23 protein-coding genes are annotated in these 23,007 nt (G+C 70.1%); 12 read left to right on the top strand and 11 right to left on the bottom strand.

From position 1 onward, the window contains the following. Nucleotides 1-41: 41 nt before the first annotated feature. Entirely contained in the window at nucleotides 42-851 is an 810-nt protein-coding gene (locus V5F49_RS10940; RefSeq protein ID WP_394115773.1) for a LolA family protein, read from the top strand. Nucleotides 852-976: 125 nt separating this feature from the next. Then, complete coding sequence (locus V5F49_RS10935) at nucleotides 977-2,257, top strand: cytochrome-c peroxidase (protein ID WP_394115774.1); 1,281 nt, start codon at nucleotides 977-979, stop codon at nucleotides 2,255-2,257. Nucleotides 2,258-2,264: 7 nt separating this feature from the next. Here the strand turns inward: V5F49_RS10935 and recR are convergent, their stop codons facing one another. Then, complete coding sequence (recR, locus tag V5F49_RS10930) at nucleotides 2,265-2,870, bottom strand: recombination mediator RecR (protein ID WP_394115775.1); 606 nt, start codon at nucleotides 2,868-2,870, stop codon at nucleotides 2,265-2,267. Nucleotides 2,871-3,459: 589 nt separating this feature from the next. Here recR and V5F49_RS10925 point away from each other — a divergent pair. After that, on the top strand, nucleotides 3,460-3,924 hold the full coding sequence (locus V5F49_RS10925) for a Ros/MucR family transcriptional regulator (protein WP_394115776.1): 465 nt from the start codon (nucleotides 3,460-3,462) through the stop codon (nucleotides 3,922-3,924). Between the two features lie 69 nt (nucleotides 3,925-3,993). Here V5F49_RS10925 and V5F49_RS10920 read toward each other — a convergent pair whose 3' ends face one another. From V5F49_RS10920 to mnmE, 5 genes are all read right to left on the bottom strand, one after another. Beyond that, on the bottom strand, nucleotides 3,994-4,896 hold the full coding sequence (locus tag V5F49_RS10920) for a ParB/RepB/Spo0J family partition protein (protein WP_394115777.1): 903 nt from the start codon (nucleotides 4,894-4,896) through the stop codon (nucleotides 3,994-3,996). Between the two features lie 28 nt (nucleotides 4,897-4,924). Next, nucleotides 4,925-5,788 (bottom strand): ParA family protein, encoded by an 864-nt coding sequence (locus V5F49_RS10915; protein WP_394115778.1) that lies wholly within the window; start codon nucleotides 5,786-5,788, stop codon nucleotides 4,925-4,927. A 7-nt stretch (nucleotides 5,789-5,795) separates the two neighbouring features. Continuing rightward, nucleotides 5,796-6,527 (bottom strand): 16S rRNA (guanine(527)-N(7))-methyltransferase RsmG, encoded by a 732-nt coding sequence (rsmG, locus tag V5F49_RS10910; protein WP_394115779.1) that lies wholly within the window; start codon nucleotides 6,525-6,527, stop codon nucleotides 5,796-5,798. Nucleotides 6,528-6,575: 48 nt separating this feature from the next. Further along, nucleotides 6,576-8,453, bottom strand: a complete 1,878-nt coding sequence (gene mnmG / locus V5F49_RS10905) for a tRNA uridine-5-carboxymethylaminomethyl(34) synthesis enzyme MnmG (protein ID WP_394115780.1) — start codon at nucleotides 8,451-8,453, stop codon at nucleotides 6,576-6,578. Nucleotides 8,454-8,565: 112 nt separating this feature from the next. Beyond that, complete coding sequence (gene mnmE / locus V5F49_RS10900) at nucleotides 8,566-9,861, bottom strand: tRNA uridine-5-carboxymethylaminomethyl(34) synthesis GTPase MnmE (protein ID WP_394115781.1); 1,296 nt, start codon at nucleotides 9,859-9,861, stop codon at nucleotides 8,566-8,568. Nucleotides 9,862-10,067: 206 nt separating this feature from the next. On the opposite strand from mnmE, the gene V5F49_RS10895 reads away from it, so the two are divergent. Then, complete coding sequence (locus V5F49_RS10895) at nucleotides 10,068-12,095, top strand: thioredoxin domain-containing protein (RefSeq protein WP_394115782.1); 2,028 nt, start codon at nucleotides 10,068-10,070, stop codon at nucleotides 12,093-12,095. A gap of 208 nt (nucleotides 12,096-12,303) precedes the next feature. On the opposite strand, the gene dnaQ is transcribed toward V5F49_RS10895, so the two are convergent. The 5 genes from dnaQ to V5F49_RS10870 all read right to left on the bottom strand — a co-directional run bounded on the left by dnaQ (nucleotide 12,304) and on the right by V5F49_RS10870 (nucleotide 16,150). Continuing rightward, nucleotides 12,304-13,026, bottom strand: a complete 723-nt coding sequence (dnaQ, locus tag V5F49_RS10890) for a DNA polymerase III subunit epsilon (RefSeq protein ID WP_394115783.1) — start codon at nucleotides 13,024-13,026, stop codon at nucleotides 12,304-12,306. An 11-nt stretch (nucleotides 13,027-13,037) separates the two neighbouring features. Continuing rightward, a complete protein-coding gene (gene coaE / locus V5F49_RS10885) occupies nucleotides 13,038-13,640 on the bottom strand; it encodes a dephospho-CoA kinase (RefSeq protein ID WP_394115784.1) in 603 nt (200 codons plus the stop codon). 3 nt (nucleotides 13,641-13,643) lie between these two features. After that, nucleotides 13,644-14,492: a shikimate dehydrogenase gene (locus V5F49_RS10880; RefSeq protein WP_394115785.1), complete on the bottom strand. Its 849-nt coding sequence runs from the start codon at nucleotides 14,490-14,492 to the stop codon at nucleotides 13,644-13,646. Further along, on the bottom strand, nucleotides 14,489-15,088 hold the full coding sequence (locus V5F49_RS10875; RefSeq protein ID WP_394115886.1) for a Maf family protein: 600 nt from the start codon (nucleotides 15,086-15,088) through the stop codon (nucleotides 14,489-14,491). The genes V5F49_RS10880 and V5F49_RS10875 overlap by 4 nt, the downstream gene beginning before the upstream one ends. Before the next feature lie 207 nt (nucleotides 15,089-15,295). Beyond that, complete coding sequence (locus V5F49_RS10870) at nucleotides 15,296-16,150, bottom strand: pyruvate, water dikinase regulatory protein (RefSeq protein WP_394115786.1); 855 nt, start codon at nucleotides 16,148-16,150, stop codon at nucleotides 15,296-15,298. Nucleotides 16,151-16,487: 337 nt separating this feature from the next. Here V5F49_RS10870 and hemE point away from each other — a divergent pair, with 337 nt between their 5' ends. From hemE to olsA, 8 genes are all read left to right on the top strand, one after another. Beyond that, nucleotides 16,488-17,534: a uroporphyrinogen decarboxylase gene (gene hemE / locus V5F49_RS10865; protein ID WP_394115787.1), complete on the top strand. Its 1,047-nt coding sequence runs from the start codon at nucleotides 16,488-16,490 to the stop codon at nucleotides 17,532-17,534. 22 nt (nucleotides 17,535-17,556) lie between these two features. Further along, the gene (hemJ, locus tag V5F49_RS10860) at nucleotides 17,557-17,991 is read left to right on the top strand and encodes a protoporphyrinogen oxidase HemJ (protein WP_394115788.1); all 435 of its coding nucleotides are present in this window, start codon (nucleotides 17,557-17,559) and stop codon (nucleotides 17,989-17,991) included. A gap of 251 nt (nucleotides 17,992-18,242) precedes the next feature. Then, entirely contained in the window at nucleotides 18,243-19,514 is a 1,272-nt protein-coding gene (gene rho, locus V5F49_RS10855) for a transcription termination factor Rho (protein WP_394115789.1), read from the top strand. 239 nt (nucleotides 19,515-19,753) lie between these two features. Continuing rightward, the gene (locus V5F49_RS10850; protein ID WP_394115790.1) at nucleotides 19,754-20,314 is read left to right on the top strand and encodes a NifU family protein; all 561 of its coding nucleotides are present in this window, start codon (nucleotides 19,754-19,756) and stop codon (nucleotides 20,312-20,314) included. A 129-nt stretch (nucleotides 20,315-20,443) separates the two neighbouring features. Beyond that, the gene (gene tsaB, locus V5F49_RS10845) at nucleotides 20,444-21,127 is read left to right on the top strand and encodes a tRNA (adenosine(37)-N6)-threonylcarbamoyltransferase complex dimerization subunit type 1 TsaB (protein WP_394115791.1); all 684 of its coding nucleotides are present in this window, start codon (nucleotides 20,444-20,446) and stop codon (nucleotides 21,125-21,127) included. Further along, nucleotides 21,124-21,600, top strand: coding sequence for a ribosomal protein S18-alanine N-acetyltransferase (gene rimI, locus V5F49_RS10840; protein WP_394115792.1), 477 nt, complete (start codon nucleotides 21,124-21,126; stop codon nucleotides 21,598-21,600). Before tsaB ends, rimI begins: the two co-directional genes overlap by 4 nt. Nucleotides 21,601-21,746: 146 nt before the next feature. Further along, a complete protein-coding gene (locus tag V5F49_RS10835; protein WP_394115887.1) occupies nucleotides 21,747-22,130 on the top strand; it encodes a Fur family transcriptional regulator in 384 nt (127 codons plus the stop codon). Then, a complete protein-coding gene (gene olsA / locus V5F49_RS10830; RefSeq protein WP_394115793.1) occupies nucleotides 22,127-23,002 on the top strand; it encodes a lyso-ornithine lipid O-acyltransferase in 876 nt (291 codons plus the stop codon). The genes V5F49_RS10835 and olsA overlap by 4 nt, the downstream gene beginning before the upstream one ends. The last annotated feature ends 5 nt before the right edge of the window (nucleotides 23,003-23,007 follow it).

Genomic DNA, 23,007 nt, shown 5'->3' with positions numbered 1-23,007 from the left:
CCCACCGCGCGCTTCCCGCCGAAGCCGCGCCAGAGAGCCCCATGATGCCGAGCCGCCATTTCGACGCCTCCCCCCGCTCCATCGGAGGCAGCTCCGCCCGCCGGCATCGTGGCGCTCACCGGCGCGGCCTCGCCCTCGCCGCGGGCCTTGGCCTCGCCGTCCTGTGGACCGGAGGCGCGCTGGCGCAGGCGATCCAGCCGCCCGGCGACCTGATGCGCCCGCAGGGCCAGGCGCAGAACGCGCCGCGCCCGGCGGCCAAGCCGGCCCCGCAGCAGGCGCCCGCGGCGGCACCGAACGCCGCCCCGGCGGACGGCAAGGCCACCCGCGCCACCATCGACCGGGTGACCGCCTATTACAATTCGGTGCAGGCCCTCAGCGGCCAGTTCACCCAGATCGACCCCGACGGCACCAAGCGCTCCGGCGACTTCTACATGCAGAAGCCGGGCCGCGTGCGCTTCGAGTATGACCCGCCGAGCCCGGTGGAGCTCATCTCCAACGGCCAGTCGGTGGCGGTGCGCGACCGCCGCCTGAACACGCAGGACGTGACGCCCCTGTCGCAGACCCCGCTGCGCTTCCTGCTGGCCGAGCACATCGACCTCGCCACCGATCCGCACGTGGCGGGCGTGTTCCAGGACGAGCGCTACGTCACGGTGGTGATGCAGGAGCAGGTGCCCATGCTCGGCACCTACCGCCTGCTGATCCTGTTCGACGCCAAGACCTCGGCGCTCAAGCAATGGGTGGTCACCGACCCGCAGGGCTACGACACGCAGGTCACCCTCTCCAACCTGCAGATCAACAAGCGGCCCGACCCGAAGCTGTTCGTCATCAATTTCGAGCGGATGCTGCAGTAATCGGCACATCTTTCCTGGATCTGGACCAGTTCCAATGAGCGCCGGAGCGTAATTCTCCGGATTGCCTCCCGCTGTTCGACGGTGCCTCATCTGCCGGTCCGGCGGTGCCGGCGGAGGCGAAGGTCGTGGTGCCGTCTTCAGGAAGATCCGGGCCGGGCCGCGCGGCAAAGGTCGCGCCGGCCATAACAACGCTTGCCCTTGCCGCGCTTTACCTTGCCGCACAGGCCGGCACGGGACCGGCGCGCGCCGCGGACACCGTTCCGCCAGCGGCCCCCCTCGCGGCGCCCGCCCCCGCCCTCCCTGCGCCCGCCGCGCCTGCGCTGGCAACGCGCGAGCAGCTCGGCGCGGCGCTGTTCTTCGATGCGAACCTCTCGCGCAACCGCACCCAGTCCTGCGCCACCTGCCACGCGCCGGAGCGGGCCTTCACCGACCCGCGCGAGACGCCGCAGGCGGGCGGGGCGGTCTCCCTCGGCGATGACGGCACCTCGCTCGGCACGCGCAACGCGCCGACCGCCGCCTATGCGCGCTTCACCCCGCCGTTCGGCCGCTCGCCCAAGCCCGGCATCCATCAGGGCGGCATGTTCCTCGACGGGCGCGCCGCCTCGCTCGCCGCGCAGGCCGGCGGCCCGCCGCTGAACCCGGTGGAGATGGGCATGCCCGACGCCGCGAGCGTGGTGGCCCGCCTGAAGGAGAATCCCGCCTATGTGGCCGCCTTCGAGGCGCTGTACGGCAAGGGCGTGCTGGATCGCCCCGCCCGCGGCTTCCGCGCCATGACGCAGGCCATCGCCGCCTATGAGGCGAGCGACGTGTTCGCCCCGTTCGATTCCAAATACGACCGCTCCCTGCGCGGCGAGGAAAAGCTGACCGACCAGGAAGAGCTCGGGCGCGTGCTGTTCTTCTCCAGGCAGTTCACCAATTGCAGCGAGTGCCACCAGCTCAACACGCAGGGCGGCACCGGGCGGGAGACCTTCACCTCCTACCAGTTCCACAATATCGGCGTGCCGAAGAATGCCACGGCGCGCGCCGCGGCCGGCCTGAAGGCGGACAGCCACGATCCGGGACTGGCCGACAACCCGGCCTTTCGCGGCAGGGCCAAGGCCGCGCAGGAGGGCCGGTTCAAGACCCCGACCCTGCGCAACGTGGCCGTCACCGGCCCCTACATGCACAACGGGGTGTTCAAGGACCTGCGAACGGTGATCCTGTTCTACAACACCTACAACACCACCAACCCGGAGCGGCACATCAATCCGGAGACCGGCCGGACGTTCGAGCCGCCGGAGGTGCCGGGCACCCTCTCGCGCACCGAGCTGGAGATCGGCCCGGCGCTGGACGACCGGCGCATCGACGCGCTGGTGGCATTCCTGAAGACCCTGACCGACCGGCGCTACGAGCCGCTGCTGAAATAACCCGCGCTCACAGGCCGGTGCGCGAGCGGATGGCGGCGGACAGCGTGCCCTCGTCCAGATAGTCGAGCTCGCCGCCCACGGGCACGCCCTGGGCGAGGCGGGTGATCTTCACCGGCAGGTCGCGCAGGAGGTCCGCGATGTAATGGGCGGTGGTCTGGCCATCCACCGTGGCGCCGAGCGCGAGGATCACCTCGCCCACCTCCTCCTCGTGGACGCGCGTGACCAGACGGGCGAGGTTGAGGTCGTCCGGCCCCACGCCGTCGAGCGGCGACAGCACGCCGCCGAGCACGTGATAGCGGGCGTTCAGCGCCCCGGCCCGCTCCAGCGCCCACAGGTCGCCCACGTCCGCCACCACCACAAGGGTGCGCCCGTCGCGCGTGGCGTCGGTGCAGATGGTGCAGGGGTCGCAGACGTCCACGTTGCCGCAGCGGCGGCATTCCACGATCCGGCCGTGCGCCTCGGTCAGCGCGGCGGCGAGCGGCGCCATCAGCGCCTCGCGCTTCTTGATGAGATGCAGCGCAACCCGCCGGGCCGAACGCGGCCCGAGGCCGGGCAGGCGGGCGAGGATCTGGATGAGGCGCTCGATCTCGGGGCCGGCGACGGCGCGCGGCATGGCAACTCCTCGGGCGGCGGGGGTGGGCGAACCGGCTTGCCCCCTGGCCGGCGATCCGGCGGGAGATCTACTACCCGCAGTTTCTCCGCGGCGCCAGCACGGCCCAATGGCCGGCTTTACCGTGACAGTGGCGACCCTCGCCGCGCATCGTCAGGTGATGCGCGGGACGGGGCGAGCCCTCACCCCTTTCGACCTCAAGTTGCGCGGAGCAGGCGGTGTACTTCGTCCCGTACGGCAAGAAGAAACCATCGCGTTGGCACCTTGGCACCATCTCCGGCAAGGCAGCGCCACCGGGTGCTCCGCCGTTCTGGGGCTCAAGACTACCCCGCCCCGATGTTTTCATCTGTCGATGCGGTCGATTCGCCGATCTGCAAAGATTCAAATGGCCTCGCGGGCCGGCCCGGATCGCACCGCAATCGGCGCACAAACCCGCACTATTGCTGGGTTTGAAAGAGTTTCAAGCAACAGGATTGTATTTGTTGGGGCAGGTGTTATAGATTATTTGCGAAAGTTCAAATTGCCGATGAGGCGCCGGCCGCAGGGTCCTCCCGCTCCGCCCATCGCCGCGACAAAGCAGAAAGGGACTACCGTGAGCGACAGCGCTTCCAATATTCCGTCGCCGAGCTTCATCGACTTCACGGCGGACATCGTGGCCGCTTACGTGAGCAACAACAGCGTCGCGGCTGCCGAGCTTCCGGCTCTCATCGAGTCCGTGTATCGCGCCCTCGGCCAGCTCGGCACCCCCGCCGCCCCGGTGGTGGAAGAGCAGAAGCCCGCCGTTCCGGTGAAGAAGTCCGTCACGCCCGAGTACATCATCTGCCTCGAGGACGGAAAGAAGTTCAAGTCGCTGAAGCGCCACCTGCGCACCAGCTATGGCATGACCCCCGAAGCCTATCGCGAGAAGTGGGGCCTGCCGAAGGACTATCCCATGGTCGCCCCGGCCTATGCCGCCGCGCGCTCCGAGCTCGCCAAGAACATGGGCCTCGGCCAGACCCGCAAGAAGGCCCCGGCCGCTCCCGCCAAGAAGCCGACCCGCCGCAAGGCCGCCGCCTGATCTTGTGAAAGACGAAGGCCGCGCAGCCGTCCCGGCGCGCGGCCTTTTTCTGTTTCCGCGCCCGTTTCCTCAGTCGAGGCCAAGGCGCCGGCAGATCTCGTCGAGCTGCTCGAAGCTGGCGTAGCTGATGCGCAGCTCGCCCGTCTCGCCCCTGCCCTCCAGGCTCACCCCAAGACCGAGCAGATCCGTCAGGCGCTTCTCCAGCGCCCGGATGTCGGCGCTCTTGCGCTCGGGCGCTGCCGGCTTGCTCCCCTTGGGCGCGGCGAGCGGCGCACCGCCGGTGAGGGCGGCGCGGGTCTTCGCGAGCGCTTCCACCTCGCGCACGCTCAATCCCTTCTCCACCACGTCCTTGGCCATGCGCTCGGGATCGGGGCTGCCGATGAGAGCGCGCGCGTGGCCGGCCGAAAGCCGCCCGTCGGCGAGGTAGGCCTTCACCCCCGCCGGCAGCTTCAGCAGGCGCAGGGTGTTGGCGACGTGGGAGCGGCTCTTGCCGATGACCTTCGACAGGTCGTTCTGGCTGTAGTCGAACTCCTGCATCAGGGCCTCGTAGCCCTGCGCCTCCTCCACCGGATTGAGATCGGCGCGCTGGACGTTCTCGATGATGGCGATTTCCAGCGCCTCACGATCCGTCAGCTCCAGCACCACCACCGGCACCTCGTACAGCGCGGCGCGCTGGGCCGCGCGCCAGCGACGCTCGCCGGCGACGATCTCGAAATTGTCCACGCCTTTCAGCGGGCGCACCACGATGGGCTGGATGATGCCCTTCTCGCGAATGGAGGCGGTGAGGTCCTCCAGGTCGTTCTCCAGGAAGGCGCGGCGCGGATTGCGCGGGTTCGGCCGCACGTGCTCGATGGGCACGCGCCGCGGCCCGCCCCGACCGGCCCCGGGGCGCGGCGCGGGGGCCTGGGGCTCCATCTCTCCGATGAGCGCGGCGAGGCCGCGACCGAGCCGGGAGCGCTGTTCATCCGCCATCGTCGTCGTCCGTCCGTGGTCTTGCGGCTCAGGCCGCCGCTGCCGCCCGCGCCGCGCGCTCGCGCTGGATCACTTCCGAGGCAAGGCGCAGATAGGCCTGCGATCCCAGGCACTTGAGATCATACAGCAGCACCGGCTTGCCATAGGACGGCGCCTCGGAGACCCGCACGTTGCGGGGGATCACCGTCTCGTACACCTTGTCGCCCATGAACTGGCGGACGTCCTGCACCACCTGCTCGGACAGGTTGTTGCGCCCGTCATACATGGTGAGCACGATGCCGTGGATGGTGAGGGTCGGGTTCAGGCTCACCCGCACCTGCTCCACCGTCTTCATCAGCTGCGACAGGCCCTCCAGCGCGAAGAACTCGCACTGCAGCGGCACCACGATGGCATCGGCGGCCGCCATGGCGTTCACCGTCAGCAGCGACAGCGAAGGCGGGCAGTCCACCAATACGTAGCTGAAGCGCGGCGCGTCCGGGTCGGCGGCCAGCGCGGCGAGGGCGTTGCGCAGGCGGAAGGCGCGGTCGCGCTCGCTGGCGATCTCCAGCTCCAGCCCGGACAGGTCGAGGGTGGAGGGCGCCACGTGCAGATGCGGCACACCGGTTTCCATCACCGTCTCGCGCAGCGTCGCCTCGCCCGCCAGCACGTCGTAGGTGGAGATGCTGCGGGCCCGCCGGTCGATGCCGAGGCCGGTGGAGGCGTTGCCCTGCGGGTCGAGGTCCACCACCAGCACGCTCTCGCCGATGGCCGCCAGGGCCGTGCCGAGATTGATGGCGGTGGTGGTCTTGCCGACACCGCCCTTCTGGTTCGCCAGCGCAAGCACGCGCGGCGCACCCGGGATACCCCCGGTGGGGGAGGGGACCTGGGGCTCAGTCGTCTGCGGAGCAGTCATGGCGCCTTCATCCTCGACGCTGTGATTCGGGGCTTCCACCCGCGGCGTCCGCTCCGGTCGGTGGAGCGGAAGGCGCTGGCGCGGCAGCGTTTGCGCGCCGCGCGCTCTTCACCAGAAGGATCCGGCCGTGCGCATCGCTCACGCTCGGGTGGAGTTCGAAATCGAGTGTCCAGCTTCCGAGGGCGTCGGTCAATTCTCGCTCGGCATCGCGCCCCTTGGGAAACAGGCCGATCGCCCCCGCAGCAAGGAACGGCGCGGCAAGGTCCAGCAGCTTCGGCAGCGGTGCCAGCGCTCGCGCCGACACCACATGGGTGCCCGGCGCGATCTGCGGCGCCACCTGCTCGATACGGGCGGCATGCACCGTCACCGGCAATCCGGCCAGGCGCGCCGCCTCGCGCAGGAAGGCGGCCTTGCGGGTGTCGCTCTCCACCAGATGCACGTCGGAGCCGGGCCGGTCCGCCAGCGCGGCCGCCACCACCAGCCCGGGGAAGCCGCCCCCGGACCCGAGATCGGCCCAGCGCAAGGGTTTTTCGGAAACGTGGTGAATGAGCTGTAAAGAATCGCCGATGTGCCGGCTCCACATCTCCGGCACCGTGGCCGGCGCCACCAGGTTGATGGTGCGCTGCCATTTCTCCAGCAGGCCGGCGATCAGCTCCAGCCGCTCGAATGTTTCACGTGAAACGCGCGCGCGGATGGCGGCCCGGGCCGCCGCGTCCGTCGCCGGCCGCTCCGCCCTCATGCCCGTCCTCCGCTGCCGCGTGTGACAATCCCCGTGATCCACATGGCGCTAGCGTCCCGCACCGCCGACGCGCCGCGCGTGGGTCGCGAGCAGGGCGAGGGCGGCGGGCGTCATGCCCTCCATCCGCCCGGCCTGCCCCACTGTGCGCGGCCGCACCCGCGCCAGCTTCTGCTTCAGCTCGTTGGAGAGGCCGGGCAGGTGGTCATAGGCAAGGTCGTCCGGCAGGGCGAGCTGCTCGTCGCGGCGGAGCATCGAGATGTCCGCTGCCTGCCGGTCGAGATACACGGCGTATTTCGCGTCGATCTCCACCTGCTCCGCCACCGCCGGCGCCAGCGCGCCGAGCTCCGGCCAGATGGCCGCGAGCCGGGCCATGTCGATGTCCGGATAGGCGAGCAGGTCGAACGCGCTGCGCCGCTGGCCGTCGCGGTTGAGGGAAAGGCCGTGCCGCGCGCCCTCGGTGGGCGTCAGCGAGAGGCTGCGGGCGAGGGCGCGGGCTGCCTCCAGCGCAGCGGTCCGGCGGGCGTGCACCCCGGCCCGTTCCGCGCCGACGAGGCCCAGCGACAGGCCACGCGCCGTGAGCCGCTGGTCGGCATTGTCGGCCCGAAGCGTCAGGCGATATTCCGCCCGCGAGGTGAACATGCGGTAGGGCTCGCTCACGCCGCGCGTCACGAGATCATCCACCATCACGCCCAGATAGGCCTCGGCCCGGTCGAGCACGACGCCTGCGCCGCCGCCGGCATGCCGCGCCGCATTGAGGCCGGCCAGCAGGCCCTGGGCCGCCGCCTCCTCGTAACCGGTGGTGCCGTTGATCTGCCCGGCGAGGAACAGGCCCGGCGCGCGCTTCGCCTCCAGCGTGGAGGCAAGCTCGCGCGGGTCCACGTGGTCGTACTCGATGGCATAGCCCGGCCGCAGCACCTCCACCTTCTCGAGCCCCGGAATGGTGCGCAGGAAGGCGGTCTGCACCTCGGCGGGCAGGGAGGTGGAAAGGCCGTTGGGATAGACGGTGTGATCGTCCAGCCCCTCGGGCTCGAGGAAGATCTGGTGGCCGTCGCGATCGCCGAAGCGGACGATCTTGTCCTCGATCGAGGGGCAGTAGCGCGGCCCCGTGCTCTCGATGCGGCCGGAATACATGGCCGAGCGGGACAGGTTCTCGCGGATCAGCGCGTGGGTCGCGTCCGTGGTGCGGGTGATGCCGCAGGCGATCTGCGGGTTCGGCAGGCGCGTCGTCAGCGCCGAGAACGGCTCGGGCGGATCATCGCCGGCCTGCATCTCCAGGCTCGCCCAGTCGATGGTGCGCCCGTCGAGGCGTGCCGGCGTGCCGGTCTTCAGCCGGCCGAGGGCGAGGCCCAGCCGCGCGAGGGCAGGGGAGAGGCCCAGAGCCGGCTTCTCGCCGATGCGTCCGGCGGGGAAGCTGGTTTCGCCCAGATGAATGAGGCCGTTGAGAAAGGTGCCGGTGGTGAGCACCAGCGCGCCACACGCCAGCCGACGCCCATCGGCGAGCCGCACGCCGGCGATGCGGCCATGGGCGAGAATGAGATCATCCGCCTCCCCCTCGATGATCGAGAGGTTCGGCTGGGCCGCGAGCGCGGCCTGCATGGCACGGGCGTAGAGCTTGCGGTCGGCCTGCGCCCGCGGACCGCGCACGGCCGGGCCCTTGCGGCGGTTCAGCATGCGGAACTGGATGCCGCCCTGGTCGGCCACGCGGCCCATCAGGCCATCGAGGGCATCGATCTCCCGCACCAGATGCCCCTTGCCGAGGCCGCCGATGGCGGGGTTGCAGGACATGGCGCCGATGGTGGCGCGGGCATGGGTGAGCAAAGCGGTCGTGGCGCCGGTGCGCGCCGCAGCTGCTGCCGCCTCGCAGCCCGCGTGGCCGCCGCCGACCACGATCACATCGAAACCATCCGGGAGTGTGAGCTCGTTCATTGCCGTCCGCGACACCAGCGCGGCCCGCGCCGCCCCTTCTGGAAACGCCGTCTTTCCGGCCGCGTCAAGGCACGCGGGCCTGTTTCACGTGAAACAGGGGCCGGGCCGGGGCCTATTTGCCGATGCAGAAGGTGCCGAACAGGGCGTCCAGCACATCCTCCACATCCACCCGGCCGATGAGCTGGTCGAGCGCGCGCACGGCGAGGCGCACCTCCTCGGCCCGCAGTTCCTCGTGCCCGCCGAATTCCCCGGCCGCGCGGCCGAGGTGATGGGTCGCCAGCTCCAGCGCCCGGCGCTGCCGTTCGCGGGTGACAAGCGCGGGACTTCCCCCGGCGAGGGCGTCGGCGCGCGCCTCCAGCAGAGCCACCAGATCCTCGATGCCGTCGCCGGCGGCGGCGGAGAGCCCGAGCCAGCCGACCGGCGGCGCCATGCCGCGATCGATCTTGGTGCGCACCCGCACGGCGCCCGCGAGGGCAGGGGGCGGCGGGGCGGCATCCTCGCTCAGCCACAGCACCACGTCGGCCGCCTCCGCCCGGGCGAGCGCGCGGCGCACGCCTTCCGCCTCCACCGCATCGGCGGTCTCCCGCAGGCCGGCCGTGTCGAGCAGGGTCACCGCCTGTCCCGCCAGCTCCAGATGCACCTCCAGCACATCGCGCGTGGTGCCGGGGATGTCGGAGACGATGGCCGCCTCCCGCCCCGCGAGGCGGTTCAGAAGGGTGGACTTTCCGGCGTTGGGCGGGCCGGCGATGGCCACCACGAGCCCGTCGCGCACGCGCTCGCCACGCGCCGCATCGCGCAGCGCCGTGGCAAGATCGGCCTCCAGCGCGCCCATGCGGCGGACCGCCTGATGGATCGCGTCGCCGGCCACATCGCCCTCGTCGGAAAAGTCGATGGCCGCCTCCAGCAGGGCCAGCACGGCGATCAACCCCTCCCGCCAGCCGCCCACCCGGCGGGAGAGCGCGCCGCCGGCCAGCGCGAGAGCCTGGCGCCGCTGCGCCTCGGTCTCGGCGGAAATCAGGTCGGCGAGGCCTTCCACCTCGGCCAGATCGAGCTTGCCGCTGGCATGGGCGCGACGCGTGAACTCGCCCGCCTCGGCGGGTCGCAGGCCCGGCAGCCGCCCCAGCGCCCGCAGCACCGCCGCCACCACGGCCCGTCCGCCATGCAGGTGGAGCTCGGCCACATCCTCGCCCGTCGCGCTGGCGGGGCCGGGAAAGAACAGCGCCAGCCCGCGGTCCAGCGGCTCGCCGGTCGCGGGATCATCGAGCCGCGCATAGCGGGCCACGCGCGCCGGAGGCAGCGCCCCGCATAGCGCCTTCAGCGCCGTGCCCGCGCCCGGCCCGGAAATGCGCACCACCGCCACGCCGGACGGAGGGCGGCCCGACGACAGGGCGAAGATTGTGTCGGTCATGACGCGGGTCCCGAACTGGCGATCAAATTGCAAGGAAAGGCGCGATACCGCCCGGCGCTTCCAGCTTTAGAGCGTTTCGGGAGGAAGGGGATAGCCGCCCGGATGAAGAACAGCGGCGCCTGCAACGCCTTGGGCTGATACCGGCCGGATCGGCGCAGGGCGGGGCCACCGGCAGGCGTGTCAGAGCGGGGAAGGATTTGCGACACATGAGCGAGACCATCGGCGAAAACCGCCTTTCCCGCGAGACCAGCCCCTATCTGCTTCAGCACCGGGACAACCCGGTCCACTGGTGGGCGTGGGGCCCCGAGGCGTTCGCCGAGGCGCGGGCCGCCGGCAAGCCGGTGCTGCTCTCGGTAGGCTATGCCGCCTGCCACTGGTGCCATGTGATGGCCCACGAGAGCTTCGAGGACGCCGACATCGCCGCGCGGATGAACGCGCTGTTCGTGAACATCAAGGTGGACCGGGAGGAGCGCCCGGACGTGGACGCGGTCTACATGGCCGCGCTCCAGCAGCTGGGGCAGAGCGGCGGGTGGCCGCTGACCATGTTCCTCGACGCGGACGGGAATCCGTTCTGGGGCGGCACCTATTTTCCCCCGAAGGCCGCCTACGGGCGCCCCGGCTTTGTCGAGGTGCTGGAGCAGGTGGCCACCGTCTATGCCAGCAACAAGGACACGGTGGCGAAGAACGCCGGCGTCATCCTCGCCCGCCTCAGGAAGGCGACGGCGCCGGTTGCCGGCGCGGCCCTCGGCCAGGAGGCGCTGGACGACGCCGCGCGGCGCGTGCCGGCGGTGTTCGATCCGGTGCATGGCGGTCTGAAGGGCGCGCCGAAATTCCCGCCGTGCGGGCTGCTGGAGTTTCTCTGGCGCATGGGCACCCGCCGGAACGACCCGGAGCTGAAGGCGCTGGTAGCCCTCACCCTCGACCGCATGAGCGAGGGCGGCATCTATGATCATCTCGGTGGCGGCTTCGCCCGCTATTCGGTGGACGGCATCTGGTTCGTCCCCCACTTCGAGAAGATGCTCTACGACAATGCCCAGCTGCTGGAGCTGCTGGCGCTGGCCTTCGCCGACACCGGCGCACCGCTGTTCCTCGCCCGCGCGCAGGAGACCGTGGGCTGGCTGGCGCGGGAGATGATGACCGCGGATGGTGCCTTCGCCGCCAGCCTCGATGCGGACAGCGAGGGCCACGAGGGGCGCTTCTATGTGTGGAGCGCCGCCGAGATCGAGGCCGTGCTGGGGACCGGGGACGCCGCCTGTTTCAACCGCTTCTACGACGTCACGCCGGCCGGCAACTGGGAGGCCGGGAACATCCTGAACCGCACCGCCGCCGGGCCCGTCACGGCCGAGGACGAGGCCCGCCTCGCGCCACTGCGGGCGCGTCTTCTCGCGGCGCGCGAGCAGCGGGTGCGGCCCGGGCGCGACGACAAGGTGCTGGCCGACTGGAACGGCCTCGCCATCGCCGCGCTGGCGAATGCGGGCGCTTTCCTGGGCCAGCCGGAATGGATCGCGCTGGCCCGGCGGGCGTTCGATGCCATCACCACCCACATGATGCCGGGCGGGCGGCTCGCCCATTCCTGGTGCGGCGGGCGCACGGTGAGCCCGGGCCTCGCGGCCGATCTTGCCACCATGGCCCGGGCCGCCGTGGCCCTGCACGAGGCCACCGGCGCGCCGGACGACCTCCGCTTCGCCCGCGCCTTTCTCGACACGCTGGAAGCGCATCACCTCGATCCGGCGACGGGCGCCTACTTCCTCACCGCCGACGACGGCGGCGACCTCATCGTGCGCCCGCTGACGACCCAGGATGACGCGGTGCCCAACGCCAATGCGGTGGCGGCGCAGGCGCTGGTGCGGCTGGCGGCGCTCTCCGGCGACGACATGCTGCGCACGCGGGCAGACCGCATCCTGGCCGGCCTGTCGGGCGCGGCGGCCGCCAACGTGCTGGTGCACGCCGCCACGCTGAATGCGCTCGACACCCGCCTCAACCTCGCGCAGATCGTGCCGGTGGGACCGCGCGAGGACGCTTTCGTGGCCGCCGCCCTCGCCGTTCCGTTCCCGTTGCGGACGGTGGTGCGACCACGCGCCGGAGACCCCGCACCGGAAGGCGGCATCCGCGCCGCCCGCGAGGCCGCCGCGCCTGCGGAGGGGGCCGCGTTCGTCTGTGTGGGCGAGCGCTGCTCGCTGCCGGTGACCGATCCGGCGGCTCTTGGTGCGGCCGTAACCGGATTCATGGCTTGATGTCGGTTATGATGTCAGTCTATCGCGCAGGGCGCGGCCTGAAACGGCCACGGAACGCCCAGGACGGCCCAGGATGGCCCGGATAGGGATAAGTTCGTCCCGGCGGGCTTTCAGCCGCCAGCGGCCTTCCCATTCGAACAACTTTTCCGAGTATTCTGGTTGTAACATCTCTCGAAAGATGTTCCGTCGCCCATCCCCGACAGACAGCTCACCCGGCAGCGGTGGTGCCGGGCTGCGTGTCCTCGTACTTCAGCCAGAGAGCCTTCTCGCCGAGCGCGGCGACGAAGGCCGCGTGCGCTGCCGCCTCTTCCGGCGAGACGAGGGAGGGCAGCGGGACCGGCCGGGCATGGGCGGCGCGGGCGGCGACCACCAGGCGCGGCGCCTCGGTCGTATCCTCCACCAGCCCGATCAGGCTGGCCTGCTTGCCGCCGAGCAGCTCGCCATAGACTTCCGCCAGCAGCTCTGCATCGAGCAGCGCCCCGTGCTTCACCCGGCGCGAGGAATCGATGCCGTACCGGTTCATCAGGTCGTCGAGGCGATTGCCTCCGCCCGGATGCTTGCGCCGCGCCAGCGCCAGCGTGTCCACCACCCGGTCGCGGGCGATCGCCGGCCGGCCGAGGCGCTCCAGCTCGGCATTGAGGAAGCCGATGTCGAACGCGGCGTTATGGATGACGAGCGTGTCTTCGGCGATGAAGCTCAGGAATTCATCAGCCACTTCCCGGAACTTCGGCTTGTCCGAAAGAAATTCCGCGGACAGGCCATGGACGTTGAACGCCTCCACCGGCATGTCCCGCTCGGGGTTGATGTAGACGTGATAGACATTGCCGGTGACGATGCGGTTGATGATCTCGACGCAGCCGATCTCCACCAGCCGGTCGCCGCCATAGGCCTCGAGGCCGGTGGTTTCGGTGTCGAGCACGATCTCGCGCATGTGTCCTCCGGTCAGCCCCGCATCGGGCGGCCGGGACCCGACAGCGCCCGCACCACCCCCGCCACCTGATGCGCGGCCGAGGAAAAGCCCCGGCCCGTATCGATGACGAAATGGGCGCGGCGGCGCTTCTCGGCATCCGGCATCTGCTTGGCGAGGATGGTCTCGAATTTGTCTTCCGTCATGCCCTGCCGGGCGAGAACGCGGGCGCGCTGCACATCTTTCGGCGCGCTGACCACAGCCACCGCATGGGTGCGCCCGACGCCGCCCGTCTCGAACAGCAGCGGGATGTCGAGCACCACGAGGCGCGCGCCGGAGGCACGGGCGCGGGCGAGAAAAGCCTGTTCCTCCGCATGCACCAGCGGGTGGACGATGGCTTCCAGCCGCGCCATGGCCTCAGGATCGCCCAGCACGCGCGCGCCGAGCGCCGCGCGATCGATGGCGCCGTCGCGCGCCACGCCCGGAAAGGCGGCCTCCACCGGTGCCACCGCCGCGCCGCGATAGAGGGCGTGGACCGCCGCATCGGCATCATGCACCGGCACGCCGAGCGCGCGGAACATGCGTGCGGTCGCCGACTTGCCCATGCCGATGGAGCCGGTGAGGCCGAGGATCCACATGGGTCAATCCTCCAGCTGGCCCTTGGCGCGCAGATCCTCGATGAGGAGCGCGCGCAGCTCTTCCGTCACGTCCGGCCGCACGCCGAACCAGCGCTCGAAGCCGGGAACACCCTGATGCAGCAGCATGCCGAGGCCATCCACCGTGCGGAAGCCGCGCGAGGCCGCCAGCTTCAGCAGCGGGGTCAGGAGCGGCACATAGACGATGTCGCTCACCACCGCCTCGGGCCGCAGCGAGGACAGATCGATGTCGAGCGGCGCCGCGCCCTTCATGCCGAGCGAGGTGCAGTTCACCAGAATGTCCGCGTCCGCCATGGCGGACTGGGCCTTGTCGAGCCCCACCGGCATCACGCGTGGTCCGAACAGGGCAGCGATCGCCTCGGCCCGCTCCAGCGTGCGGTTGGCGAGGACGACGCGCTCGAACCCGCGCTTTACCAGCGCATGGACGATGGCACGGGACGCCCCGCCGGCGCCGAGCACCAGCGCCAGCCGGCGCTCCCCGTCCCACCCCGGCACGGTGGCGTCGAGATTGGCGATGAAGCCGTAGCCGTCGGTGCTCGCGCCGCACAGGCGCCCGCCCTCCAGCCACAGAGTGTTGGCCGCGCCCAGCACCGCCGCGCTCTCGTCCGCCTCGTCGAGGACGGAGAAGGCGATCTCCTTGTTGGGCGCGGTGACGTTGCAGCCGGCATAGCCCCGCGCGGCAAGGCTGCGGTAGAAGTCCGCCGCCTCGGCCGGCGGCACCTCCTCGCGCCCGTAGGCGCCGTCGATGCCGTAACGCTTCAGCCAGTAGCCATGCAGCAGCGGCGAGCGGGAATAGCTCACCGGCTGGCCGGTGATGCAGACGCGCACGGTCAAGGCAGCAGGCCCTCGCCGCGGAAGAACGGCAGAAGCTGCAGCAGCGGCAGGCCGAGAATGGTGAAATGGTCACCGTCCACCCGCGTGAACAGGTGCACCCCGACCGATTCGAGCTGGTAGGCGCCCACCGAGGTGAGCACGCGCGGCCCGGCGGCGGCGATATAGGCGCCGAGCGCCTCCTCGGACAACGGCCGCATGGTGAGGAAGGCGCTCACCACCGTCTCGAAGCGGATCTGGCCATCGGTCGCCACGGCCACCGCCGAATGCAAAGCGTGGGTCTGGCCGGCGAGCTCGGAGAGCTGGTGGCGCGCGGCCTCGATGCTGGCGGGCTTGTGGTAGATCTTCGCGCCAAGCGCCAGGGTCTGGTCCGCGCCCAGAACCATGCGGCCCGGCGCGGCGCTGGCGCCGGACAACGCCTTGGCGCGGGCGAGGATGAGGGCGATGCTGGCCGGGTCCATGTCGCCGGCCGCGTCCTGGATGGCGCGTTCGTCCACGTCGGCCGCCACCGTTTCCACGGGCACGCCCGCATGCACGAGAAGGGTCAACCGCGTCGCGCTCTTGGACGCGAGCACGAGCGGCTGTTCACCACGCCACACGATCGTCACTCCCTTTCCCGTGCGCGCGTCCGCGACGGCGCCCCCTCTAGAGCGCGATCCGATCGGATTGAATCAATCTGATCGGTCAATCGCGCTCTCGCTCTCAGATAGAGAACGCGTTATCCGACCGGATCGCATCGCGATCTGGTCGGCGCGTGCTCTAGGGTTTCCCGCAATCCATGCTGCGATGCAACCCGGCCGGTGGTCTCATGTCTCGGCGATGGCCCGCCGGCGGCGCTCGCTGTAGAGCGCGTAGATGTTGGCCGCCGTCTCCTCCACCGAGCGGCGGGTGACGTCGATCAACGGCCAGCCGTTGCGGGCGCACAGGCGGCGGGAGAAGGTGATCTCCTCGGAGACCGCCTCCCGGTCGGTGTAGGAGCTGCCGAGGTCGCCGGCGTTGAGGCCCAGAAGCCGGTTCTGGCGGATCTCGACGATCCGCTCCGGCGTCGCCACCAGCCCTACCACCAGCGGCTTCTTCAGCTTCTCCACCGTCGGCGGCAACGGCACGTTGGGCACCAGGGGAATGTTGGCGGTCTTGATGCCCCGGTTGGCGAGATAGATGGAGGTCGGCGTCTTGGAGGTGCGCGAGACGCCCAGCAGCACCACGTCGGCGCTCTCCAAATCGTCGGTCAGGTGCCCGTCATCGTGCATGACCGTGTAGTTGAGAGCATCGATGCGCTTGAAATAGCTCGCATCCAGGGAGTGCTGGCCGCCGACGCGCGGGGTCGGCTCGCCGCCGAGATAGGACTGGAACAGCCGCACCACCGGCGCCATCACCGAGAGGAACGGCACCCCCAGCTCCTCGCAACGCGACTTCAGCCGCTCGCGAATATCCCGGTCCACCAGCGTGTAGAGCACGATGCCCGGATTGGTCTCGATCTCGCTCAGCACCCGCTCCAGCTGCTTCATGGAGCGCACCAGCGGATAGACATGCTCGATCGGCAGCACGTTGGCGTATTGCGAGCACGCCGCGCGGCCCACGTTGATAAGCGTCTCGCCCGTGGCGTCGGACACGAGATGGAGATGAAAGTAGCTGTCGGCCGGCGATTTCGAGGGTGACACGGGTTATCCACCGCTCCTGTGGAAGCCTGTTGAGGAAGGCACGCCCCGGCGCCCCGCGCAAGGTGCGCCTTTGGACAGCGGGGGGAACCGTCCACATGCAAGCCGTGCGGGACAGCTTTCGGGGGGTCCCTGTGCGTCCATGTGGACGGGGTTTGGCACCCACCCCGTTAATCCTTTGTTAACCGGCGTTTCGCCGGCTTCGCATCTGCGGCAAGTCGGCCCTTCCGGCAGGGGATGCCTGTGGATCGGTTGTCGAGGGTCCGGCAAATGGTTAATCAACCGTAAAGACACCAAAGACTCTCTCTCTTTAAAAATATCTCTTTGATTGAAGGACGGGATGGACCGCTCTGTCGCGACACGATCGCCTTTCCTGCGGGTGCTCGACGGCACGCCGCTCGACCCGCCGCCGTTCTGGATGATGCGGCAGGCCGGCCGCTATCTGCCCGAGTACCGGGCCGTGCGGGCTGAGGCCGGTGATTTCCTGACCCTGTGCTACACCCCCGAGCTCGCCGCCGAGGTGACGCTCCAGCCGATCCGCCGCTACGGCTTTGATGCGGCCATCATCTTCTCGGACATCCTGGTGGTGCCCCACGCGCTGGGCGTGGACCTGAGGTTCGAGACCGGCGAGGGCCCGCGCCTCGCGCCCGTGACCGATGCGGCCGGCATCGCGGCGCTCGCCGACACGCTGGACCCGGACAAGGTGAATCCGGTCTACGAGGCCATCTCCCGCGTGCGTGCGGCGCTGCCGGCGGAAACGGCGCTCATCGGCTTCTGCGGCGCGCCGTGGACGGTCGCGACCTACATGGTGGCCGGCCGCGGCACCGACGACCAGGCCCCCGCCCGGCTCCTCGCCCTGCGCGACGACCAGCTGTTCCAGCGCCTCATCGACCGGCTGGTGGAGGCCTCCATCACCCATCTGTCGGCGCAGGTGGAGGCCGGGGCGGATGCGGTGCAGATCTTCGACACCTGGGCCGGCGTGCTTGATCCCGCCTCGTTCGAGCGCTGGTGCGCCGACCCCCTGCGCCGCATCGTCGCGGGTGTGAAGGCGGCCCATCCCCATGTGCGCGTCATCGCCTTCCCCAAGGGCGCGACGCTGGAGGCGCTGGAGCGTCTCGCCGGCACCGGCATCGCCGCGGTGGGGCTCGACTGGTCGGCGGACCGCGCGGCGGCGCGGGCGCGGCTGTCCGGCACGGTGGCGCTGCAGGGCAATCTCGATCCGCTGCGGCTGATCGCCGGCGGCGCGGCGCTGGAGGAGGAGGTGGCGCGCATCCGCTCGGATTTCTCCGGCGTGCGCCACATCTTCAACCTCGGCCACGGCATCCGGCCCGAGACGCCGCTGGAGCATGTGGAAAAGCTGGTGGCGGCGGTGCGGCGCGCCCTCTGACAGGTGAGAAGGCGGACCCCCGATGGCTCACGATTTGTACAGCTGGATCAAGGCCCTGCACATCCTGGCGGTGATCTCCTGGATGGCCGGCATGCTCTATCTGCCGCGCCTCATGGTGTATCACGCCATGGCCGAGGCCGGCTCGGCCCAGTCCGAGACCTTCAAGGTGATGGAACGGCGCCTGCTGAAAGCCATCATCAACCCGGCCATGGCCGTGACCTGGCTGGCCGGGCTGTGGCTCGCCTGGTCGGGCGGCTGGTTCGCCGCCGGCTGGTTCCACGCCAAGCTGGCGCTGGTGCTGGTGCTGTCGGGCGTGCACGGCATGCTGAGCCGCTGGGTGCGGGATTTCGCGGCCGACAGAAATACCCGCAGCGCCAAATTTTACCGCATCGCCAACGAGGTACCGACCCTCCTGATGGTTGGAATCGTCATTCTGGTGGTGGTCAAACCGTTTTGATCGCGGCATCCGCCGAACGTGGGACTTGCGCGGCTCAGCGGGGCCGCTTATCTTCGCGATGCTTTCCTAAACGCAGGCGAACGCGCTTTAGCTAGTCCGGTGCCGTCATGGGTCCGGCCGGCGCGTCAGGTGGCAGGCTGCGTGCCCCGGCTTCCCCTGAAGACCTGCGATCCCGTCCCTCCCTCCCCCGCGCCGCGCGTGATCCTTCCGATCGGCTCCGGCGCCTCCAAGATTCATCGAGGCTTTCCCTTATGCGGGAAGTAAAACTCCAGGACCTCAAGTCGAAGACCCCCGTCGAGCTTCTCGCCTTTGCCGAGGAGACCGAGGTCGAGAACGCCAGCACCCTGCGCAAGCAGGAGCTGATGTTCGCCATTCTCAAGCAGCTGGCGGCGACCGAGACGGAGATCATCGGCGAAGGCGTCGTCGAGGTGCTCCAGGACGGCTTCGGCTTCCTGCGCTCGCCCGAGGCGAACTATCTGCCGGGTCCGGACGACATCTACGTCTCCCCCTCGCAGATCCGCCGCTTCGGCCTGCGCACCGGCGATACCGTCGAGGGCCAGATCCGCTCGCCGAAGGAAGGCGAGCGCTATTTCGCGCTTCTCAAGGTCAACACGATCAATTTCGAAGACCCCGAGAAGACCCGCCACAAGATCAATTTCGACAACCTCACGCCGCTCTACCCGGACGAGCGCCTCAAGCTCGAGCACGATGAGGTGACGGGGACGAAGAAGGACTTCTCCCCGAGGATCATCGACATCGTCGCCCCCATCGGCAAGGGCCAGCGCGGCCTGATCGTGGCGCCGCCGCGCACCGGCAAGACGGTGCTGCTGCAGAACATCGCCAAGTCCATCACCGCCAACCATCCGGAGTGCTTCCTGATCGTGCTGCTCATCGACGAGCGGCCGGAGGAAGTCACCGACATGCAGCGCTCGGTGAAGGGCGAGGTGGTTTCCTCCACCTTCGACGAGCCCGCCTCGCGCCACGTGCAGGTCGCCGAGATGGTGATCGAGAAGGCCAAGCGCCTCGTGGAGCATGGCCGCGACGTGGTGATCCTCCTGGATTCCATCACCCGCCTCGGCCGCGCCTACAACACGGTGGTGCCCTCCTCCGGCAAGGTGCTGACCGGCGGCGTGGACGCCAACGCCCTCCAGCGGCCCAAGCGCTTCTTCGGCGCGGCGCGCAACATCGAGGAAGGCGGCTCGCTGACCATCATCGCCACCGCGCTGATCGAGACCGGCTCGCGCATGGACGAGGTGATCTTCGAAGAGTTCAAGGGCACCGGCAACTCGGAAGTCATCCTTGACCGCAAGGTCTCCGACAAGCGCGTGTTCCCGGCCATCGACATCACCCGCTCCGGCACCCGCAAGGAAGAGCTGCTGGTTCCGGCCGACACGCTCAAGAAGATGTACGTGCTGCGCCGCATCCTCAATCCCATGGGCACGGTGGATGCCATCGAGTTCCTGCTCGACAAGCTGCGCCAGACGAAGACCAACCAGGACTTCTTCGATTCCATGAACACCTGAGGTTCCGCCCGCGCCGGCCACCCCCGAGGGGCCGGCGCGGGTCTTGGCTTTCCGGAACAAACCGGAAACATAAAGGCGCGTCCGATTCGCGCGCGTCCGTTCCGCCGGTGTTCGCGAACCGCGTGGATATCGTCCCGGATCGGGACAGGACGTCCCACCCTTTGCGGCGGGCGGGTGAGCTCCTATGTTTTCAGGGAACGGGCCGGCCGCCCCGAGCCGGATCTCAAGGACCAGGACCCATGTTCATCCAGACCGAAGCCACGCCGAACCCGGCCACCCTCAAGTTCCTGCCCGGCCGCCCGGTGCTGGGAGATGGAACGCTGGACGTGCGCTCCCCCGAGGATGCCGACCTCTCCCCCCTCGCCCAGCGCCTGTTCGACGTGCGCGGCGTTTCCGCCGTGTTCCTCGGCTCGGACTTCGTGACCGTCACCAAGGCGGATGCCGAGTGGCCGCAGATCAAGCCGGCGGTGCTCGGCGCCATCATGGAGCACTTCATGTCTGGCGCCCCGGTGCTGTCCGAGGGCGTGAAGGCCGATCCGGTGGATGCGGACGAATTCTTCGAGGCGAAGGACGCGGAGATCGTCGCCACCATCAAGGAGCTGCTGGACACCCGCGTGCGCCCGGCGGTGGCCAATGACGGTGGCGACATCACCTTCCGCGGCTTCCGGGACGGCACGGTGTTCCTCAACATGAAGGGCTCGTGCTCCGGCTGCCCCTCCTCCACCGCCACGCTGAAGAACGGCATCGAGAACCTGCTGCGGCACTTCGTGCCCGAGGTCTCGCAGGTCGAGGCGGTCTGAACGGTATCCGCCGGCAGGGACGGGCGCGGGCCGCCCGTCAGCGTTAACCTTTCGTGAAGTTCAGCGGGCCGGGTCGCTTCCCCTCGCCACGGTTTCGGTTGATCGTGGCGGCGATCCGGGGCCCCATTCATGTTCGTTCTTGCCATCGATACGGCGCTCGCCGCCTGTTCCGTCGCGGTGCTCGACACCGAGACCGACAGCATTGTGTCCGGCGATTCGCTGCTCATGGAGCGCGGGCATGCCGAGACGCTCATTCCGCTCGTGGAGCAGGTGATGGGCGCGGCCGGGCTCGATTTCACCCATCTCTCGCGCATCGCCGTCACGGTCGGGCCGGGCAGCTTCACCGGGCTGCGTGTGGGCCTGTCCGCCGCGCGCGGCTTCGGGCTCACGTCCAACCGGCCGGTGGTGGGCGTCACCACCCTCGCGGCGCTGGCGGCGCCCTATCTGGCGCAGGACGATGCGGTGCCGGTGGTCGCGGCCATCGATGCCCGCCACGGCCATGTCTACCTGCAGATGTTCGGGGTGGGCGCGCGCACCCTCATCGCCCCGCGCATCACCAGCGTGCGCGAGGCGGCGCGCTCGGTGGCCATCGGCGCGGTGCGGCTCGTGGGCTCGGGCGCGAGCCTTGTCGCCGAGGCCTGGCCGCCAGCCGAGCAGCCGCCTTTGCTGGTGGATGATGCGCCGGCGCCGGACGTGGCCTGGGTGGCCCGGCTCGGCTCCGTCGCCGATCCCGAGGCGGCCGAGCCGCGTCCCCTCTATCTGCGGCCGCCGGATGCCAAGCCGCAGGACAAGGCCCGCGTCGCCCGCCGATGATCCGCCTGCTCGACCGGCTCTTTCCGCCCCGCCCGCCGCTGTTGCGGCCGGCCGCGGCCGCCGACATCCCCCATCTCGCCGCGCTCCACGCCCGGGCCTTCGCCCGTGGCTGGGAGCCGGAGGAGTTCGAGCGCCTCCTCGCCGACCGGGCCGTGCGTGGCCATGTGGCGTGCGAAGGGCCGCGCCGGCCGCCGGCGGGCTTCATCCTGTCGCACGTGGTGGCGCCGGAGGCGGAGGTGCTGACCGTGGCGGTGGTGACGGACCGCCGCCGCCGGGGCATCGGCCGGGCGCTGCTGTCCCACCATCTGGCGCGGCTGGCGAGCGAGGGCGTCACCACCTCCTTCCTCGAGGTGGAGGAGGGCAACCGCCCTGCCCTCGCCCTCTACGAGCGCCTCGGCTACCGCGAGGTCGGCCGGCGACGGGGCTATTATGCCGGCGGCGCCGACGCCCTGCTGCTGCGGCTGGATTTCTGACGAGGATGGCGTCCGCCAGCCCGTCCGGCCCCCTTGCGGCGGGCGGGCGGCGGGGCGATAAGGCTGGCAGTTTCCGTGGGTGTGCGGAGGACCGCTTGAGCGGCACCAAGATCAGCGTCATCGAGGAAGCGTGCCTGGCCAAGGGCATGCGGATGACGGAACAGCGGCGGGTCATCGCCCGGGTGCTCTCCAGCGCCCAGGACCATCCCGACGTGGAGGAGCTGCACCGCCGCGCCGTCGCCATCGACGACAACATCTCCATCTCCACGGTCTACCGCACGGTGAAGATGCTGGAGGATGCCGGCATCATCGAGCGGCACGACTTCGGCGACGGCCGGGCGCGCTACGAGCAGATGCCCGACGAGCACCACGACCACCTCATCGACCTGCGATCCGGCCGCGTCATCGAGTTCCGCTCCGAGGAGATCGAGAAGCTGCAGGAGGAGATCGCCCGCCGCCTCGGCTTCCGCCTGTGCGGCCACCGGCTGGAGCTCTATGCCGTTCCCCTCGGGGAGGACGAGGAGCCGTGAGCCAGCCGGGCGGTGGCGGCGGCCCCGCGCCCGGCCCGGCCGCGGCGCTGGATGCGCTCGGGCCGGAGCGGCCCGCGGTCTCCCGCATTCTGGACCGTCTGCGGCTCGGTGGCGTGCTCGGCCTCGTGGGGCTGGCGACCGTGGTGGGCATTCCCCTGCAATGGGCCTCCCTCAAGCTCGGGTTGCCCACCCGCCGCACCATTCCCGCCACCTATCACCGCCTGCTGCTGCGCCTCATCGGCGTCAAGGTGAGCGTGCGCGGCGCGCCGGCGGCCGGCCGGCCGCTGCTCATCCTCTCCAACCACGCGTCCTGGCTGGACATTCCGGTGGTGGGCTCGCTCACCCCGCTGTTCTTCGTGGCCAAGAGCGAGGTGGCGGGCTGGCCGGTGATCGGCCTTCTGGCGCGGTTCCAGCGCACCGTCTTCGTGGATCGCCAGCGGCGCCATGCCACCGGCGACGTGAACCGAGAGATCGCCCATCGCCTCCAGCAGGGCGACCCGGTGGTGCTGTTCGCAGAAGGCACCTCCAGCGACGGCAACCGGGTGCTGCCGTTCCGCACCGCGCTGGTGGGAGCGGTGCGCGAGGTGTTCTCGACCAGCGAGGAGGTCACGGTACAGCCGCTCAGCGTCGCCTATGTGCGCCTGCAGGGCCTGCCCATGGGCCGCCTGCACCGCGCCGTCGCCGCTTGGTACGGCGACATGGATCTTGCCCCCCACCTGCTCGATGTGCTGCGCCACGGCGCCATCGACGTGGAGGTGACGTTCGGCCCGCCGGTGCCGCTCGACGCCGCCCATGACCGCAAGAGCGTGACCCGCCTTGCCGAGCAGACGGTGCGCAGCCTCAGCGCCCGCGCGCTGGCGGGGCGGGAATAATCGGC

Origin of the sequence: Xanthobacter lutulentifluminis (assembly GCF_043194675.2) — a bacterium.
In the GTDB taxonomy this organism is placed as follows: Bacteria; Pseudomonadota; Alphaproteobacteria; order Rhizobiales; family Xanthobacteraceae; genus Xanthobacter.
The sequence above is the reverse complement of the archived record's forward strand: the minus strand, read 5'-3'. Positions and strand labels throughout refer to the sequence as shown.